At 70.0% G+C, this 18,560-nt stretch carries 14 protein-coding genes; 8 read left to right on the top strand and 6 right to left on the bottom strand.

All coding sequences use genetic code 11. The annotated features are described in order from the left end of the window. Positions 1 to 2: 2 nt before the first annotated feature. Both WBA97_RS07800 and WBA97_RS07805 read right to left on the bottom strand, forming a co-directional pair. A complete protein-coding gene (locus tag WBA97_RS07800) occupies positions 3 to 1,700 on the bottom strand; it encodes a ThuA domain-containing protein (RefSeq protein ID WP_424230037.1) in 1,698 nt (565 codons plus the stop codon). Then, positions 1,697 to 4,513 (bottom strand): PQQ-dependent sugar dehydrogenase, encoded by a 2,817-nt coding sequence (locus WBA97_RS07805; RefSeq protein WP_424230038.1) that lies wholly within the window; start codon positions 4,511 to 4,513, stop codon positions 1,697 to 1,699. The genes WBA97_RS07800 and WBA97_RS07805 overlap by 4 nt, the downstream gene beginning before the upstream one ends. 322 nt (positions 4,514 to 4,835) lie before the next feature. Here WBA97_RS07805 and WBA97_RS07810 point away from each other — a divergent pair, with 322 nt between their 5' ends. Next, positions 4,836 to 5,642 (top strand): FadR/GntR family transcriptional regulator, encoded by an 807-nt coding sequence (locus WBA97_RS07810; RefSeq protein WP_424230039.1) that lies wholly within the window; start codon positions 4,836 to 4,838, stop codon positions 5,640 to 5,642. Positions 5,643 to 5,659: 17 nt separating this feature from the next. On the opposite strand, the gene WBA97_RS07815 is transcribed toward WBA97_RS07810, so the two are convergent. Next, positions 5,660 to 7,561 carry a prolyl oligopeptidase family serine peptidase gene (locus tag WBA97_RS07815; protein ID WP_424230040.1) on the bottom strand — a complete coding sequence of 634 codons (1,902 nt, stop codon included), beginning with the start codon at positions 7,559 to 7,561 and terminating at the stop codon, positions 5,660 to 5,662. A 35-nt stretch (positions 7,562 to 7,596) separates the two neighbouring features. Here WBA97_RS07815 and WBA97_RS07820 point away from each other — a divergent pair, with 35 nt between their 5' ends. The 4 genes from WBA97_RS07820 (at position 7,597) to WBA97_RS07835 (ending at position 9,110) form a co-directional block, all read left to right on the top strand. Further along, a complete protein-coding gene (locus WBA97_RS07820) occupies positions 7,597 to 8,055 on the top strand; it encodes a GNAT family N-acetyltransferase (RefSeq protein WP_424230041.1) in 459 nt (152 codons plus the stop codon). A gap of 52 nt (positions 8,056 to 8,107) precedes the next feature. Then, complete coding sequence (locus WBA97_RS07825; protein WP_424230042.1) at positions 8,108 to 8,434, top strand: PadR family transcriptional regulator; 327 nt, start codon at positions 8,108 to 8,110, stop codon at positions 8,432 to 8,434. A gap of 153 nt (positions 8,435 to 8,587) precedes the next feature. Beyond that, on the top strand, positions 8,588 to 8,788 hold the full coding sequence (locus WBA97_RS07830) for a DUF1048 domain-containing protein (RefSeq protein ID WP_424230043.1): 201 nt from the start codon (positions 8,588 to 8,590) through the stop codon (positions 8,786 to 8,788). Position 8,789: 1 nt separating this feature from the next. Next, positions 8,790 to 9,110: a DUF1048 domain-containing protein gene (locus tag WBA97_RS07835; RefSeq protein WP_424230044.1), complete on the top strand. Its 321-nt coding sequence runs from the start codon at positions 8,790 to 8,792 to the stop codon at positions 9,108 to 9,110. Here the strand turns inward: WBA97_RS07835 and WBA97_RS07840 are convergent. After that, positions 9,094 to 9,651, bottom strand: coding sequence for a hypothetical protein (locus WBA97_RS07840; protein ID WP_424230045.1), 558 nt, complete (start codon positions 9,649 to 9,651; stop codon positions 9,094 to 9,096). The genes WBA97_RS07835 and WBA97_RS07840 overlap by 17 nt on opposite strands. Positions 9,652 to 9,818: 167 nt before the next feature. On the opposite strand from WBA97_RS07840, the gene WBA97_RS07845 reads away from it, so the two are divergent. Then, positions 9,819 to 12,803: a hypothetical protein gene (locus WBA97_RS07845; protein WP_424230046.1), complete on the top strand. Its 2,985-nt coding sequence runs from the start codon at positions 9,819 to 9,821 to the stop codon at positions 12,801 to 12,803. A gap of 127 nt (positions 12,804 to 12,930) precedes the next feature. On the opposite strand, the gene WBA97_RS07850 is transcribed toward WBA97_RS07845, so the two are convergent. Together WBA97_RS07850 and WBA97_RS07855 are read right to left on the bottom strand one after the other, a co-directional pair. Then, positions 12,931 to 15,066, bottom strand: coding sequence for an MMPL family transporter (locus tag WBA97_RS07850; protein ID WP_424230047.1), 2,136 nt, complete (start codon positions 15,064 to 15,066; stop codon positions 12,931 to 12,933). A gap of 82 nt (positions 15,067 to 15,148) precedes the next feature. Then, positions 15,149 to 16,192, bottom strand: coding sequence for an ArsR/SmtB family transcription factor (locus WBA97_RS07855; RefSeq protein ID WP_424230048.1), 1,044 nt, complete (start codon positions 16,190 to 16,192; stop codon positions 15,149 to 15,151). Positions 16,193 to 16,259: 67 nt separating this feature from the next. Between WBA97_RS07855 and WBA97_RS07860 the strand changes: the two genes are divergently transcribed. Next, the gene (locus WBA97_RS07860) at positions 16,260 to 17,480 is read left to right on the top strand and encodes an MFS transporter (protein WP_424230049.1); all 1,221 of its coding nucleotides are present in this window, start codon (positions 16,260 to 16,262) and stop codon (positions 17,478 to 17,480) included. A 27-nt stretch (positions 17,481 to 17,507) separates the two neighbouring features. Beyond that, positions 17,508 to 18,554: a hypothetical protein gene (locus WBA97_RS07865; protein ID WP_424230050.1), complete on the top strand. Its 1,047-nt coding sequence runs from the start codon at positions 17,508 to 17,510 to the stop codon at positions 18,552 to 18,554. Positions 18,555 to 18,560: the final 6 nt, after the last annotated feature.

Raw genomic sequence — 18,560 nt, forward strand, 5'->3', positions numbered from 1 at the left:
CGTCAGGGCAGCGTCCATCGCTGGTTGGTGCCGCCGTGGCAGGTCCAGATGATGAGTGGGGTGCCGTCCGCGGTGCTCGCGCCGTTCGCGTCGAGGCACTTGTTCGACTGCGGGTTCACGAGTGCGCCACCAGCGCCGGTGGTCCAGTTCTGTCCCGCGCCACCGTTGCAGGTCGACAGCTGGACGGGAGCGCCGTTGGCGGTGCCCGCGACGGTCATGCACTTGCCGAGGGTGCGCCAGGTGGTGCCATCGCGGGTCCACTGCTGGTTGGTGCCGCCGTGGCAGGACCAGAGCTGGAGCTTCGTGCCGTCGGCGGAACCGGCGCCGCTGACGTCGACGCACTTGCCGCCCGCGCCAACGATGGGGCCGGTGGTGGGGGTGGAGCCGCCCAGCTCCCTGATCCGGATGTTGCGGAACGACACGTCGTCGCCGGTGCCGTGGTTCTGGATGCCGACGTGCCCGGAGACCAGGGAGCGGGCCGGGTCGGTGTTGGTGAAGTCGTTGATCTTCACTCCGTTCAGGAACACCTGGACGCGCTCGCCCTCCACCAGCACCTCGAAGGTGTTCCACTCGCCAGGTGGGTTGAGTGCCGCGTCGCGGGCGGTGGTGTCCGGCGCCTGGAAGCCGTAGATCGAACCGGTGGTCCGCTCCGGTGAGTCCGTGGCGTCGATCTGGATCTCGTGGCCCTGGCCGAGCGACGCGTTCGGATCGGAGCCGGGCGGGAAGCCGATCACCACGCCCGAGTTGTCGTCACCGGCCACCCGCCAGTCCAGCTTGAGCGAGTACGCACCGAACTCCTTGGTGCTGTACCAGAGCATGCCCAGTCCGCCGGACGAGGACAGCGTGCCGTCACCGTTGGCGAACCCGCCGGGCCCGGACTGGGACCAGCCGGTGGTCGAACCGTTGTAGAGGGTGGTGTAGCCGTTCTCCGGCCGGCAGTCCGCCTTGGTCCGGCCTGCCGTGTACCGGATGCCACCGAGCACCAGCGCCCGGAAGTTCGCCTCGGTATAGCTCGCCTGGGTGTGCCCACCGCCGGTGTAGAAAGACCGGCCGCCCTGGTAGGTCTTGCACCAGGTGTGCGGGTGGTCGGCGCCCATCGTGCCGCCGGAGTAGGTCGACTCGTCCAGTGTGGCCAGCACGCGGGCACTGGACCGGACGCCCGCGCGGAAGTTGTACCACTCGTCGGTGCGGACCCAGGCCGGGCCGAGGTGCTGGGTGGCCTGGTGCGCCCGGTTCTCCACCCGGACGGTGGCCTGCTGGATGGCCGGGTGGGAGGCGAAGTACGCGCCGGTCAGCTCGCCGTAGAACGACCAGTCGTACTCGGTGTCGGCGGCCGAGTGGATGCCGACGTAGCCGCCCCCGCCGCGGATGTAGGACTCGAACGCGCTCTGCTGGCCGGCGTCCAGCACGTCGCCGGTGGTGTTGAGGAACACCACCGTCTCGTACTGGGCCAGGTTGGCCGTCGTGAACTGGGCCGAGTCCTCGGTCGCGGTCACCGTGAAGCTGTTGGCGCCGCCCAGTTCCCGGATCAGCTGGATGCCAGAGGGGATCGCGTCGTGCCGGAAGCCCGCGGTCTTGGAGAACACCAGGACGTCGTAGGGTGCGTCGGCCGCGCCGGCCGGTGGGCTCGAACCGAAAGCGAGGACGGTGACGGCGGTGGCGATCACGCCGAGCACGCGCCGGGTGAACGAGCGCTTCATCTCTTGACCTCCTGGGACAACGTCCACTTCTGGTTGGTGCCGCCGGTGCAGGTCCAGATGATCAGCTGCGTGCCGTCGGCGGAGCCGGCTCCGTTGGCGTCCAGGCACTTGCCGCTGATGCGGATGGTGCCGTCCGCCTGCACGGACCAGTTCTGCGCGGAGGATCCGTTGCAGGCCCACAACTGCACCTGGGTGCCGTCGGTGGTGCCACCGCCTGCCGTGGCCATGCACTTGCCCAGCGCGGCCAGCGTGCTCCCGCTGACCGTCCACCGCTGGTTGGTGCCGCCGTTGCAGGTCCACAGCTGGATCTTGGCGCCGTCGGCCGAGCTGGCGCCGTTGACGTCGACGCATTTGCCGCCGATACCGGTGATCCGGGAGGTGCCGCCGCCCGTCGACGTGCCGAACGTGAAGGCGTCCAGGTCGAACAGGAAGCCACTGCCACCCGAGAACGTCAGGTACAGCGTGGTGGTACCGGACGGAACCCCGGCCAGGGTGGTGGACACCTCGGTGAAGGTCTCCCAGCCACCGGTCACCGGCACGGCGACCGAGCCGAGCACGGGCCCGGTCGGCGAACCGGTCCGCACCGACAGCGTGCCGCCCGAACCGGCGGAGGACACCCGCGCCGTGAACCTGGTCTCTCCGCCGAGTGCGTAGGGCTGGAACGCGATCCAGTCGCCGTTGTTGATGTCGCCGACGGTCCTGCCGCCCTCGGCGGCCGACTTGTCGAACAGGCCCGTGCCCGACTGTGCGGTGTGGTGCTCGGCCTGCCGGTGCCGCAGCTGGAGGGTGTGCTGGGTGTGCGTGGTCAGCGCGGGCTGGCCGCCCGCACCGAGGTCGGTGTACTCGGCGTCGAACACCGCGAACAGGTTCGCCGCGGTGTCGTGCTCGCCGTCCACCGGGATCTGCAGCGTTCCGGTGCATCCGGTGCGGGAGGTGATCGTGTGGCCGTGGTCGTCGTGGCCCAGGATGTAGGACAGCTTCACCCTGCCGCAGTCGATCGTGCCGTCCTCCGGGTCGGACACGGTGATCGTGTACGGCACGGTGTCGCCGAAGCTGAACAGGGCGCCGTCGGCCGGGGTGTTCATGCTGACCGTCGGTGCCGTGTTGCCGACCGTGATCGTCACGTTCGCGGTGGCCGTGCGGCCGCCGGTGTCGGTCACCGTGAGGGTCGCGGTGCGCTGGCCGTTGCCGGTGTAGGTGTGGCTCGGGTTGGCCGACGTGGACGTGGTCCCGTCACCGAAGCTCCACTGGTAGGTGAGCGCGCCGCCCTCCGGGTCCGATGAGCCCGCCGAGGAGAACGCGACCGTCAGCGGTGAGGTCCCGGAGGTGCGGTCGGCGCTCGCGCGAGCGGTGGGCGCCTGGTTGCCTGCCGGGTTGTACTCGATGCGGTAGAGCGCGGACTCGGCGTTGCCGCTGCCCCATCCGGTGCCGTAGTCCAGCACGTACAACGCGCCGTCCGGGCCGAACGCGGTGTCCATGACCTGGGTGCCGCCCCACGGGAAGTCGTTGACCTGTCCGGCCGACCCGTCGCTGTTGACCTCGACGGTCTTGAGCCAGCGCCGGCCGAACTCGGACACGAAGACGTGCCCGTCCAGTGCGGCCGGGAACTTGACCGTCGACGGGTTCGCGGCGTCGTAGCGATACACGACGCCGCCCATGGGCGACTCGGACCCGCAGCCGAACGCCGAGAACGAGCAGTTGTCGTAGTTGATCCACGCCGCGCGCGCGGCGGGCAGGGTGGTCAGCCCGGTGTTGCGGGGCGAGTTGTTGACCGGCGCGGCGCAGTTGAACCGGTTGCCGGACGGCCCGGACGGGAACGTGTAGTCCACATAGGTCTCGGCGGTGGTGTTCTTGCCGGTGCAGTAGGGCCAGCCGTAGTTGCCCGCCGAGGTGATCCGGTTGAACTCCACCTGCCCCGAGGGCCCTCGGCTGTTGTTGGTCGTGCCGGCGTCCGGGCCGTAGTCGCCGAGGTAGATCGCACCGTTGGCCTTGTCGACGCCGAACCGGAACGGGTTGCGGAAACCCATCGCGTAGATCTCCGGCCGCGTGCCCGCGGTGCCGGACGGGAACAGGTTGCCGGTGGGGATCGAGTACGTCCCGTTGGCGTTCACCTTGATGCGCAACACCTTGCCGCGCAGGTCGTTGGTGTTGGCCGCGCTGCGCTGGGCGTCGTAGGCGGGGTTGCGGTTGGTGCGCTCGTCGATGGGCGTGTACCCGTCGGAGGCGAACGGGTTCGAGTCGTCACCCGTGGACAGGTAGAGGTTGCCCGCCGCGTCGAAGTCGATGTCCCCGCCGACGTGACAGCACATGCCCCGGCTGGTCGCCACGTCCAGCACGGTCACCTGGCTGGCCGTGTTCAGCGTGTAGTCGGCGTTGAGAGTGAAGCGGGACAACCGGTTCACGCCGTTCCACGCGGAGAAGTCCGTCCCGGTGTCCGGGGCGTCACCGCCCGGTGTGGACAGTGGTGGCGCGTAGTACAGGTAGATGAACCGGTTGCCGGCAAAGCCAGGGTCCACCCCGACGCCCTGCAGGCCCTCCTCGTCGTGTGTGTAGACGGACAGGGTGCCGATCACGCTGGTGACCCCGTCGGCGGTGGTGCGCCGCAGCACGCCGTTGCGTGCGGTGTGCAGCACCGACCGGTCCGGAAGCACGGCGAGCGACATGGGCTCGCCCACCTCCGAGACGCCCCTGGCCAGCTCGACCTGCTGGAAGTCGGCGGGGTTCACCGCGTGCGCCGCCGCGGGCACGGGTGCGGCGAACGCTGGTAAGACCAGGGTGGCCGCGACCAGCACGGCCACTGCGAACATTCTCATCAGGACTCCGTTGTCTGCGCGGGGCGGGGCGCGTCGTCCTGGGAGCGCTCCCAGGACGACGCGAGCAGAAGCAGTCGCCGTGGACGTTGGGCATGCGAGGGTCACTGCGACCTGTTCGGCGCCGGGCAGTGCTGGAGATCAGCCTGGTGATATGTGTCCGGCTTATATTTGGGTCGACAAGGCCGCCAGAATCACACTTTAGCCTAGGGTGGTACAGAACCGTCAAGACTGACCGAGAATGGATCATACTTATCCGTCGTTGTTCTCCTTTCGGTACCGGATCCTCCGGTTGGGTCGGCGGATCCGGTCGTACTCTTCCGGGGTGACCCATGACGAAGGAGACAAGGCCGTGCCGGGCACGTCCCTCCCGACCATGACCGGCGAACCGGCTCGGGACCAGGAGGTCGCGCCCTCGGCGGACGCGTACCGGCCCGGGTACGAGCTGGTGGCCGAGCGGATCCTGTTGTTGATCTCCGAGTCGGGGTTGCGGCCGGGCGACCGGATGCCGACCGAGAACGAGTTGGCCGCCCGGTTGGGCACCAGCCGGAGCATGGTGCGTGAGGCGGTGAAGATCCTGTCGGCGATCGGGCGGGTGCGGGCGCAGAAGGGCCGCGGCCTCTACGTCGCCGACGACGAGGGCATGCTGGGTTCGGCGCGGTGGGGTGGGTTCTTCCTGCCGACCGATCTGGACCACGTGTACATGTTGTTCGAGTTCCGCCGGGTGCAGGAGACGGCAGCGAGCCGGCTCGCTGCGACGTGTGCGACGCCGGCGGAGCTACGCGCGATCGAGACCGCGGCCGAGACCTGCAGGCAGGGTCACGTGACCGGGGAGGCGACACTGTTCGACCGCGGCGACGACGAGTTCCACCTCGCGATCGCGGCCGCCTCGCACAACCAGTTCCTGGTCGCGGCGGTGCGCGAGGCCCGCCGCCTGCAACGTCAGTCCAACATCATCGGCATGCACGGCACCGTCGGCGGTCACGCACCGGAAGCCATCGAGGAGCACGCGGCGATCCTGAAGGCCATCCGGGAGGGCGACCCCGACAGCGCGGCCCGCGCCACGGCCACCCACCTGGACAACACCCTCGAGGACTACCGGCACGAGATCCAACGCCGCCTCTTCGGCTGACCGGCTCACGCGTCCGGTCAGGGCCGGAGCCAGCGATCGAACCAGGCCCGGGTCCGGCGCAGGTCGTCGAGTCGATGGTGGCGTTCCTGGCATCCGTGGCCCTCTCTCGGGTAGATCACGAACTCGTGCTCGACACCGAAGTGGCGCAGCGCCCGGTGGAGGTACACGGCTTGGCCGAGTGGGACGTTGGTGTCCTCGGCGCCGTGCAGGATGAGTACCGGGGTGGCGATGTTGCCTGCGAAGGAGATCGGGCTGACCGCGTCGTGGGGGTGCGGGCCGATGCCGGACCAGCCGGTGCTGCCGCCGAGTGCGGTTTCGAACTGGCCGTTCTCCCCGGTCGCGGCGAGCATGCCCCAGTCGGTTACGCCCGCGCCGACCAGCGCGGCGCGGAACCGGTCGGTCTGGCCGATGGCCCAGGCGGCCATGAACCCGCCGTGGCTCCAGCCTGCGATGCCCAGCCGGTCGGGGTCGGCGATGCCCTCGGTGATGAGCAGGTCGATGCCGGTCAGGATGTCGGTCCATTCCTCTTGGCCGACCCGGCCTGCGACGCTGGCGGCGAACTGGTGGCCGTGGCCCTGGCCGCCGCGAGGGTTGGGCAGGAACACCGCGTAGCCGGCGGCGGCCAGCCACTGTGCGCTGGGGAACGAAAACAGCTGGCAGTGATCGGCGTAGCGATCGTATGGGCCGCCGTGCACGACGGTGACCAGCGGGAACGGTCCTTCCGGAGCGGTCGTTCCGACCGGTAGTACGAGCAGGCCGTCCAGGTCGAGGCCGTCGGCGGCACGGTAGGCCAGCGGTCGCTGCGTGCCGAAAGCGATGCCGTCCAGTTCCGGGCGGGTGTCGGTGATCCTTCGCAGTGGCCCGGCCGGTGGCCCGATGTGCACGTTCGCGGGTCGGTACCGGGTCCCGGTCAGTGCCGCGATCTTCTCGCCGGTGGGGGTGGTGGTGAGGCCGTCGAGGCGTCCGGGGTGCTGTGAAAGGGGTGTCGGGCCGGCGGGGTCGAGCCGGGCCAGGGTCGTGTTCAGGCCGTTGGCGAACACGATGAGCGGGGCGGCGTCGGTCTGGCGCAGTTCGGTGGGGCACATGGGGAGACCGGAAGTCCGGTTACGCAGGACGCGGCTTCCCACGGCCAGGTCGAAGACGGCGGTGCCGGCCTGCAGAACCGGTGGGGTGAGGGCGATGTAGCCGAGGTGCCAACCGTCCTCGTCCGGCCACCAGGCCAGCGAATGTGCTTCGGCGCCGACTGGTCCGAGGTCCGCCGCGGTCCCGGTCGTGGGGTCGAACAGGTGCAGCCGGCCGGTGCGTGGGCCGTAGTCGTGGTCGGCGCAGGCCTGGGTGAGTACGGCGAGAGGGCCGTGGCCGGGGCGTTGCCGCAGTTCCACGACGTGCCGGTCGCCGAACACAGCCGGTGTGGTGACCCGGCCGGTGCGCAGGTCGAGCAGGCGCAGCCGGGCACGTGGTTCGCGCTCGCCGACGACGATGGCGTCATCGCGGTCGTGGGCGCGGCGCGCTTCCTGCTCGGACGGTTCGTCCTCGGCGAGCAGCGCGACCAGGTCGGGGTCGGCGAGCGACAGGTGGTCGGTGATGCCCGCGCGCCAGTCGGTCACCGCGGTCACCGTGCCGTCAGCGAGGGTGAGCCGGTGTACCTGCGCGATACCCCGGTCCGCGCGGTCGGACAGGAAGAACAGCGTGCCCGAGTCCGAGGACCAGAGAGGTCGGGACTCCGTCGCGGTGTCGGCGGTCAACCGGCGCGCCTCGGCGGCGTCGTCGGTGTCGACGAGCCAGAGCTCGGTGTCGAAGTGGTCGCCGGTCCGGCTGTTGGGAGCGAGGACGTAGCAGAGCAGGCGCCCGTTCGGGGCGAGGACCGGGGTCCGCGGTGCACGACCATCGACCACGAGTTCGGCGGTCAGACCTGTCATGCGACCAGTCTGCCGAAACTCGTAGGCTCACGAAAATGGTGCGCTCCCATGATCTTCGGGTTCGGCACGCGCTGAGCAGCGATCGAGAGTTCCTCTTCGAGGTGCGGCGGGCGGCCCTGCGGGCATACGTCGAGCAGACGTCGGGGTGGGATGACCCTGAGCAGCGCGCAACCGCCGACAGGGAGTTCGGCGATCTGCCATTCGCCGTGGTCGAGGAGAGCGGGCGACCCGTCGGCTACGTGTGTGTCATTCACCGGAGTGAATGCGACTTCATCGAGGAGATCGCGCTGCTCCCCGAGGCGCAAGGCCGCGGCATCGGCACCCAGCTGTTGCGGGGCGTTCTTCTGGCCGCTGCGCGGCGCGGCGTTCCGGTCCGGCTGAGCGTCTTCGTCACCAATCCCGCGCAGACCCTCTATGCCCGCCTCGGGTTCGAAGTCCTGCGGATCGAGGCTCCGCGCATGTCGATGCAGTGGACTCCTACCGCTACTCGGTGATACCGTGTACCGGTACTCAGTGCCGCTGAGTACCGGGATCGAAGGACTCGCGATGGACGACCTGACGGAGATGCTGAAGGGCACGCTCGAGGGCTGCGTGCTCGAGATCGTCGGCAGCGAGGAGACGTATGGGTACGCCATCACGCGTCGGCTGAACGAACTCGGCTTCGCCGATGTCGTCGAGGGGACGGTGTACACCATCCTGCTGCGGCTGGAGAAGAACGGGCTCGTCAAGGTGACGAAACGCCCGTCCGGGCTGGGCCCGCCGCGCAAGTTCTACGCACTCAACGACGCGGGGCGCGAAGAACTCGCGACGTTCTGGGCGAAATGGGAGTACGTCACCTCGCGGATCGACAAGCTCAAGGAGGGTGGGAGATGAACTTCTGGGAGACCATTACCGGCAGCGATCTCGCCAGGGAATGGAAGGCGTTCGAAGCCCGGGCCGAGGCATTGCCTGCCGACCACCGGGCGGCGTGGGAGAAGATCAAGGTTTGTCTTTTCTCCCTACTCGGACTTCACCGGCCGCAACCTGATGCCGATTGTCGACGGTGCCCTTGGGCTGCTCGAAGAGACGGCGGCCGATGGACAGAGCATCCGCGAGGTGCTGGGTGAGGACATCGAGGGTTTCTGCGCGGCACTGGCAGGCGGAGAAAAACGCAGGACCTATCGAGACCGGTGGCGCGAGCAGTTGAACAGGAACGTCGCGAGAAAACTGGGCAGGCTGGGAGGCTGACGTGGGCATCCAGGACATCATCGAGGGCAAGAAGCAGTGGCGGGCGCACGTGGCGCGGGTCAAGGCGTTGCCGCAGGACTACCAGATCGTCTACAAGGAGATCGAGAGGTACTTCTTCAAGGTCGTACCGATCGACCTACCCGACGGATCCCTGCTCTCGGTAATCATCGATTTCTTCGCGGAGGGTGCCGCGTCCGGCAAAGGCGTTCTGGAACTCATCGGCAACGACGTCGCCGCCTTCTGCGACGACCTGATCAAGGACTCGCGCACCTACGCGGACATCTGTCAGGAGTCCAGGACCCATTCTAGGGACGCTCCCTAGCGCGGCTCAGGTCCGCAACGCCAGGGAGTGCCTTGGGCATCGGAGTGGCCGCCGACTGCTCCGCGATTCGCGTCGCGTCGTCGACCAACGTGTGGTTGAGCTTGCTCTCGATATCCTGCGCGACGAGGTCGCCGTCTTTTGCCCATTCTCGCAGTCTGCGCAACGCGGATTCGGCGTTTCCGTTGCAGAACTCGCGGATGGCGAGCATGTGCCCGGCGGGCCGGACACCATCGGCATCCTTCTGTCTCAGAATGCGGTCCGCTTCGAAGGATCTGTTCGACTGGTCGAGCAGATTGACCAGGCTGCGCACCGCGTCCGGGCTGCCGGCCTCGGCGCCGTCTCGGAGGACGTGCTCCACCTCGTTGGCGCGTCCGGTGGAGTCGAGCAGCTTGATCAGACGGAAGATCGCGTAATAGTTGCCGGTCGACACAGCGCGGCGCAGTGTCCGTTCGGCGTCCGCCACGTTCCCGGCCCGGAACTGCAGCTGAACCAGCTTCTCGAGGTACTGCACGTAGCCACAGTTGACGGCTTCCTGAAGCACCACCTCCGCGTGCCGGAGCAGTCCGATCTCCTCGAGGTATCGCCCCCGCTGACAGACTCCTGGCCCGATCTCGGCTCCCGGCGGAACCGCCGTCGGGACAGCTGCGTCGGCATTGTCACACTGTTCGTACAGCGGGGGGCCTCTTGTCTCACAACCGATCACTCGTCATGGCCGCGGTCGTGGCCGCCGTGCTCACGGTCAGCGCGCCTGCCCAGGACGCTTCCGGCGCGCCGCTGCGGCCGGGGCAGCTCGTCGTGGTGGCCGGGCTCGGCGAGGCCGGATACTCCGGAGACGGCGGGCCGGCGCGGGAAGCCAGGATCGTCGCGGAGCGGATCTCGGTCGGCCAGGACGGCTCGGTCTATCTGAACGACCGGGAGCGGGTGCGGCGGGTGGCGCCGGACGGGGTGATCAGCACCGTCCTCGTCGCGGGCTCCGGCAGCGTGGCCCGCGAGGTCGTGACCGCAACCGCGGTCGGCCCGGACGGCGCTCTGTTCGTGACCTTCGAGGACGGCCACGCGCGGCAGCTCCGCCGGATCGACCGTGGTGGCACGGTCACGGTGCTCGCGGGTGAGAGCGCGCTCGGCGCGGCAGGGCCAAGCGAAGGGAGCGACGACGTCGCCGTCGACGGCGCGGGCAACGCCTACCTGTACAACTCGGCCACCAAGCGCGTGGTCCGCGTCGACCCGTCCGGCGCTGTCGCTCCCGTGGGCGACGCGGTGCTCGACTTCGCCAGAGTGCACCTGGCGGTCGGCGGCGACGGAACCGTGTACCTGTCCGAGGACGACGAGGTGGGTGGCGATCGAGGCAGCGGCTCGGTGTACGTCCTCGGCGCGACCGGCCCGCCACGCGAGATCGTCACCATGGAGCGCGCGCCGAGCGGGCCGGCCGTGGCGCCCGACGGGACCGTGTACTTCGTCGACCAGGAACGCAGGCAGATCATGCGTGCCGGCAAGAACCGCACCGCCGTGCCGGTCAGCCAGGCCCTGGCCGGCATGTTCGACGCCGACCTCGCCGTAGGGCCGGACGGCGACCTGTACTTCACCTACGCCAAGTCGCGCACAGGGATCAGCGACCAGGTGCTCCGCCTGGTCCTGCACGGCCGATCGACGGCGGCCGAGCCGGTGGCGCCGGCACGATCGGCGTGGGCGGAGGACAGGCCCGGCACCGTGCACACGGTCGCGGGCTCCGGTGAGCGCCCACCGGCCGCCAAAGCCGCTCCGGTCCAGGATGGCGAGGAGGGAGTCGGCGGGATCGCGCTCGGTGGGGACGGCACGGTCTACGTCACCGAGCCTGCCGGGAACCAGGTGCGCGCGGTCGCGCCGGACGGCACCGTCCGGCGGTTCGCCGGTACCGGAGCGGGTGGCGACACCGACGGGGAGTATGTGGACGAAGCGGCGGACGAGGTCGTGCTGAACAAGCCGTCCGGGGTCGCGACCGCGCCGGACGGCTCGGTCTACCTCACCGCCAACGGCAGGCTGTACCGGGTGGATGCCCACGGAGTCATCAGCACGATCGATACCGACGTGCGGACGGCCTCCCTCGAGGCGCCGCGGCTGGTGGCCACCGACGCCGAGGGCACCGTCTACGTCTCCGACTACGAGGCCATCCACAGGATCGACGCCGATGGCCGGCGGCTGGTGGTCGGATACAGCATGGAGGCGGAAGAGGACACCGTCCCCGCGCACCAGGCGCTGATTCGTGACGTGCGTTGGTTCGCGGTCGGCGCGGACGGCTCGGTCTACTTCATCCAGGACGCGGGCAACACCGTCGAGGTGGCGCGACCGGATGGCACGCTGGGCGTTGTCACGGGTGGCCGGACAGCCGGTTTCGCCGGCGACGGCCAACGCGCCGACCAGGGCGTGCTGAACAACGCCTTCGGTGTCGCCGTGGGCCGGGACGGTGTGCGTTACATCGCCGACACCTACAACAACCGCGTCCGCCGCGTCGACGCGCGCGGCGTCATCAGCACGGTCGCCGGCACCGGGCAACACGCCGACACCGGCGACGGCGGGCCCGCGACCAAGGCCGCGCTCACCGACCCGACCGGTGTCGCGGTCGGCGAGGACGGCACGGTCTACGTCCTGACCGCCTCCGACCTGGTTCGTGCCGTCGCCCCGGACGGCACCATCCGCACCGTGGCCGACCTCGGTCCGACGTCGCCGCCGCGGCGGGCGACCGACGTTCCCTTCGCCAGTCTCGACTCGTTCGCGGTCGGTGCGGACGGCACGATCCACATCGCCAGTGTGACCGGGCTGTACTCGACCCGGCCGAACGGCGATCTGCGGCCGGTCGAGCTCGACCCACCCCTGGTCACCTACGCCGAGTACGGTCCGACTCTCCCGCCGGGGGGCGCGCCGCTCGCCTCGGGCTCGGATGGCTCGCTCTACCTGGTCCCGAACGCGGCGTTGCGGGCCTATCCAGACGGTTCGGTGGTGACGCTGCTCGGCGGTGGCATGACCAACCGGGTCGCCGGCCTGCCGCCCGAGGACTGGTCCTCACCGACGCAGTACACCTTCCGCGAGGGCGACCCGGCGGATCTCGCTGTCGCGGCGGACGGCACGTTGTACCTGAGCACCGAGCACGGTCTCTATTCGCTGAGCCAGGACGGCACCCTCGACGTGGTGCTGAAGCCGGACGAATACCAGTCGTTCCGCGGCATCGCGCTCGATCCGGACGGAGAGCTGTACGTGGTCATGACCTACGGCGGCGTGCACCGGGTGGTGGAGGGAAAGACCGAACCCGTTGTCCGCAAGTCCTACAGCCAGGACCAACAGCGACCGAAGTTCGACACGACGATCGAGGATCCGAACGATGTCGCGTTCACCTCGGACGGGGTGATGTTCGTCAGCGCGGGCCGGGAGATCCGCCGATTCTCCCCGAACGGCGACATCACCACTGTCCATCGCAGCGACCACGGCTCGGTGACCGAGCTCGTCGTCGGACCGGGCGACGACCTCTATTTCCTGCAACCGGACAACGACCAGGTGCGGGTCCTGGTCAAGGCCGCCGACGCGCCGGAGTTGCCCGCACCGGGTCCATCGGGGTCCGTCACGCTCGGCATCGTCATCTGTGGCGCGTTCGTCGTCCTGATCGGCACGGGTGTGTTCGTGATGCGAGCGAGGAGGTCTGCAAGCCGTCGGGCAACGCCTTGAGCCGGCACCCAGCCGCGTTCACCGAGTGGCGGCCAGCACCGCCGCGAGGACGGGGCCCTGCTCGTGCGGCCGGACGCGATCGTCGCGATGCGGGTCACGGCACCGGTCCCCGACCCGGCACGGTTCCTCACCGACGTCCTGGACCAGGTGCTGGCAAGGCCGGTCGCGGTGCCGAGTGCCCTGGCACGGGAGCGCGGTGGTCGAGCACGTGTGGGAGCAACCGGTCGAGCCGGCGCGGGAGCCACCAGTTCCAGCGGCCCAGCAGGACCATAGTGGCCGGCACGAGCAGGCAGCGGACGATGGTGGCGTCGACGATGATGGCGGTGGCCAGGCCGAGCCCGAAGATCTTCACCGTCGGGTTGTCCACCAGGATGAAACTGGCGAAGACGCACACCATGATCAGGGCGGCGGAGGTGATCACGCCGCCGGTCTCGGCGAGGCCGCGACGCACGGCAACGTGGTTGTCACCGGTGCGGACCCAGTGTTCCTGGATCGCCGACAGCAGGAACACCTCGTAGTCCATGGACAGTCCGAACAGGACGGCGAACAGCACCATGGGCACGTAGCTGTCGATCGGCACCGGTCCGTCGAGGCCGAGCAGGCCCGCTCCCCAGCCCCACTGGAACACCGCCGTGACCACGCCGTACGCGGCGCACACCGACACGATGTTCATCAGCGCAGCCTTGACCGGCAGCAACACCGACCGGAACGCCAGCAGCAACAGCAGGCAGGCCACGCCGATGACGGCCAGGATGAGCCACGGCAACCGATCGGTGATGCGGTTCGCCAGGTCGATGCGGGTAGCGGTGCCGCCACCGACGTGAGCCTCGCCGAACCTCGGCAACACCTCGTCGCGCAACCGTTCGACGAGGTCGTCGGTGGTGGGGTCCGACGGCGCCGTGGACGGGACGACCCGCAGGGTCACCGCCCCGGAGGGCAGCGGACGTGGCGGCGACACCGACGCGACGCCGGTGGTCCCGTTCAACGTGGCCGCGGCGGCCTCCGCCTTGGCCGGGTCGGTCAGCACCACGCTGAGCGGGCCGTTCTCACCTGGCCCCCACGCCGCCGAGGTGGCCAGGTAGTGCAGCACGGTCTGCTGGTCTGTGCCGCGGTCGCCCGCGTCGGACTGCCCGAGCCGCAACGCGAGCGCCGGCGCGCCGAGACCGAGCAGCACGACCGTGCTGGCGATGGCGACCGTCACGGGGCGGCGGGCCGACCATGACGCGAACCGGCCCCACACGTTCTCGTCCAGGGCCTCGTCGACGGCCGCCGCCGGACGGCCACGACCGAGCCGCTCGCCCGCCATGGTGACCACCGCGGGAGTCAGGGTGACGGCGGACAGCACGGCGCCGGCGACCAGCAACGCGCTGCTCCAGCCCAGCCAGGACACGAAATCGACGCCGGTCAGCATCAACCCGCTGACCGCGACGACCACGGTCGCGCCGGCGAACACCACCGCCGCGCCCGCCGACCGCGCGGTGCCGGCCACGGCCGCCGGCACGGACAAGCCGGTGGCGAGCAGCCTGCGCTGCCTGCTGACCAGGAACAGCGTGTAGTCGACCCCGACGCCGAGCCCGATCATCGCGGCGAGCGTCGGCGCGACATCGGGAATGCTCACCGCACTCTTCAGCATGTCCAGCCCGGCCAGCCCACCGACGACCACGAGCAGCGCCGTGACGACCGGAAGCAACGCCGCGACGGCCGAGCCGAACGCCAGCAGCAACACCACCAGCGCGGCGACGATGCCGATGATCTCGCTGGGCCGGGAGTTCAGCGCGGACAGCTGCCGCCCGAGCGCACCGCCGAGCGCGACCTCCATCCCCGCGGCATGGGCCGGTTTCGCCGCGTCGAGCACCCGCTGCGCCAGCGCCTTGTCCGAGGTGACCCCCGCGTCGAGCGGCACGCTGAACCGCACGGCCGTCCGGTCGGGGCTCGGCTCGACCCGCCCGGGCACCTGGCCGACGCCCGGCACCGCGGACACCGCGTCGACCGTCTCCCGTACTGCGGCCTGGAGTTCCGGCGCGTCGACGTACCGGTCCCTCGGCGCGGTCAGCACCAGCTGGGAACTCTGCCGCCCGAACACGTCCGCCTCGGACAGCAACGCATTGGCGGCCTCGCTGTCGCTACCGGGCACAGCAACGTCGTCGGCCGTGCTTCCGTCGACCACGCGCGCCCCGGCCAGCAAGCCCGCGGCCAGCAACACCCACAACAACACCACCAGTTTGCGGTGGCGCCCACACCACACCGCCAAAGCTGAGAGCACGGTCCCGCCTCCCCGGAATTTCACAGTGTTGGTCCCGACCCGGCGGCCCTCTCGACCGCAGGTGGTTGGTGGCTGGGTGCCGTCACGTTCCCCTGAGATCACTGTCGGTCAGGCCCAGACCCTCGCACAAAGATCCATGGGGCAGGGCCTGATCGTTCGGTTCGGTGTTGGTTGTTACGAGGCGTGCGAGTTCCTCCCCGGCTGACGTGAGTTCGTAGTAGACCGCCCGGCCGCTTCGCCGGGTGGTGACGACCCCGGCCGCGCGCAGCGCCGCAAGGTGAGCGGACACGGTGCCGAGCGAAACGCCCAGCACGGCCGCCAGCTGTGACGGTGTCGCCGGCGTCCGCACCTCGGCGAGGACACGGGCCCGGCCCTTTCGGAAGAGGCGGGCCATGCCGCCGTCTACCGGCGAGCCGTCGGCAAGGGCTCCTCTTGCCGGGTACACGAACGCGATCCGCGATGGTGTTTCACAGGTCCATCGCCCGGACAAGCCGGTGTGGGGCACGAAGACGAGGCCGTCGCTGCCGATGTGGCGGTCGGTGTAGGTCTGGGTGGAGAACTGGATCGCGTCGTGGCCGACCCATTGGACGTCGGGCGCCATGCCGTCCAGGACGTGTCGCCAGCCACTGACCGCGATCACCCCGGCGCGGTGGCGGATGTCGCGTTCCAGGATGGCCCGCCGCCGCGGCCAGTCCGGCTCGACGAACCGCGCCCAGCACCTGGCGAAGACCTCGGCCGCGCGGCCGGTGATCCCGGCGCCGTCTGCCCAGTCGAGCCCCTCGCCGGCCCAGGCGTACCGCTGCGCCTCGGCGAGCGTGGCGCGTGCCTGCCGGTCCTCGATCGCGCACATCTCCGCCAGTTCGTCCCGCAGCCGGATGTCCAGCCCCCGCGCGGGGGGAACGGCCACGAAGTCGGGCAGGAACTTGGTGGCGGTCACCAGCCGCACCAAGCCGTTGGCGAACGCGTCCGAGTCGAGCCAGCGGCCGAACGCCTCGATGCGTTGGTCCCGGACCTGCCGGTCGAGCGCCTGCCTGAGCCGGGTGAGCTCGCTGAGCGTCTCGGCAAGGGGGGACACCGCGAACCTGCTCGCGTGCAACGCGTCCGGACTGAACCGCAGGAGGGTCACCCAGTCATTGTTACGACAGCTGTCGCAAGAGTTCACCCGCCCCTCGACGGTGCCCGATATTGCCTGCGTGACCGACACAGCGGGGGTAACCCCCACACCGGTGAAGCACCTGCTGAGGGGCCGGTTCGGCTGGTTCTTCGCGGGCCGGACCGTCGATCTGGCCGGCTCCTCCATGACCACGGTCGCGCTTGCCCTCGCCGTGCTCCAGGCGTCCGGCAGGGTGGCCGATCTCGGCGTCGTCCTGGCCGCGAACATGATCCCCACCCTGGTGCTCCTGCTCGTGGGCGGCGCGGTCGCCGACCGCGTGCGCAGGCGGACCGTGCTCATCGTGACCAACCTGTCGACCGCCGTGGTGATGGCCGTGATGGCCGTCGTGCTGATCACGGACCGGTACGACCTCGTCGTGATCGCCTGCCTCGCGCTGGTCAGCGGCGCCGTGAGCGCGTTCTCGCAACCCGCGCTCCGCGGCATCGTGCCGGAACTCGTCGAGCGTCATGATCTTCAGCGCGCCAACGCCCTGCTGGCCGGCAGCCAGAACACCGTGCGGATCCTCGGTCCGATGATGGCCAGTGTCCTGGTGGCCACGGTCGGTGGTGGGTGGGCCCTCGCGGCCGACGCCGCCTCCTACCTCCTGGCCGCGGCCGCCTTCACCCGCATTCCTGGCGCGAGCCGGCCGCCGAGCGCCGGCCGGCCGCTGTGGCGTGATCTCGTCGAAGGCTGGTCGGTGTTCCGGTCGATGCGCTGGGTGGTCGTCATGACCATCTCGTTCGCCATCGTCAACGCCTTCAACGTCGGGCCGTGGAACGTGCTGGGCCCGCAGGTGGTGTCCGGGAACGACGGCGCCGTTGGCTGGGGCACCGTGCAGACCGTGCGAGCGGTCGGGCTGCTGCTGATGAGCGTCGCCGCCGTCAGGATCGTGCTGCGCAGGCCGCTGCGCGACGGGCGGATCTGGGGAACTCTCGCCGGCCTCCCGCTGCTGGCGATCGGCATGTCCGGGGACGCGTGGGTCGTGGCCGCGGCCGCCTTCTTCGGCGGCCTCGGCTTCACCGTCGCGGCCATCACCTGGGAGAGCACACTCCAAGCGGCTGTCCAGGAAGAGTCCCTGTCGCGGGTCGCTTCCTACGACGACCTGCTGTCCTACCTGGCGATCCCCCTCTCACAACTGGCCGTGGGACCACTGGCCGCGAGCTACGGCGCGAACGAGGTCAGCATCGCCTGCGGAGTCGCCGTCATCGTGGTCAGCCTGCTGCCCCTCCTCAGCCGAGAGGTCCGCAACCTCCGCACATGACGTGGCGCTGGGGCATGATCTGCGGTCATGGTGGCTTACCGCAGTTTCGGATCACAGCGCGCGTCCGTGGCGATGCGGGAGACCTATCTGGGGCCTCGTCCCGACGACCCGCTCGCGGCGGCCGCGGCGCGGACCCGGTCCGGCTGGGCCATCGCCGAACAGCTCTTCCCCGGGCGCGTGTACGACCACACCTGTGCGATTCCGCTGATCGAGCGGACCCACCCGGAGTCGGCCGAGGTGTGGCTGGGCGAGTTCGGCGACACGGTGATGTGCATGGTGCCGTCGAACGTCGAGAACCAGCGGGTGAACCGGCACGTCGGCGCGGATCGGCCGGTGCGGGCCGAGCTGGTCGAGGACGAGCGGGCGACGCTGGCCTACCTCGATCGCGGCGCCGGGATCGAACGGTTCGTCGAGATCGGTCCCGAGGCCACCCGAGGGGCAGTGCGCGGGTCTGCCCGCGGTGAGCCCCTGCCGTTCGAGCAGCCGTTCCTGGACGGTGCCGACGACGAGGTGTTCCCGCGGTTCGCCTATCTGCGGGAGGCGCGGTCGTGGCTGTTCGGGATCAGCCTTTCTCCGCGCCCGGTGCCGCCGGCCGCCAGGGTGGTCCGCGGCTACCTGCTGGGGCCGGTCGACGGGCCGCTGCCGCTGGTGGACGGGCGGCCGGTGACGGAGCTGCCACCCCCTGACGAGCTGGCCGGCCTGCTCGCCGGCGCGGAACCGCTGGACGAACGCGACGGGCGGTACGTCGGGCCTGGCGGCGACTGGTTCCAACTGCACCGCGTCGACGCGGATCACGCACTGCTGGTCGGCAACGATGTCGAGGACACCGAGACCTTCTTCGCCGCCGCGGTCACCTGGTCCAGCGCGGAGGACGAGACCGACCTGCTCGCCGCGGTCCCCGAATGGTGGTCCGACCTCGTGCACACGCGACACCCCGGCGCGTTCTCGACCGACACCGGGTACGACCCGGTCAACATCGTGTGCGGGTGGGATGGCCGGCAGTGGACCAAGGCGGTCGGCGCGCCCGACCCGGTGCTCCTGTACCACTTCCTCGAACCCGACGAAGACGCCTGAAGCCCC

This window comes from Actinophytocola sp., assembly GCF_049647105.1.
Lineage (GTDB): Bacteria > Actinomycetota > Actinomycetes > Mycobacteriales > Pseudonocardiaceae > Actinophytocola.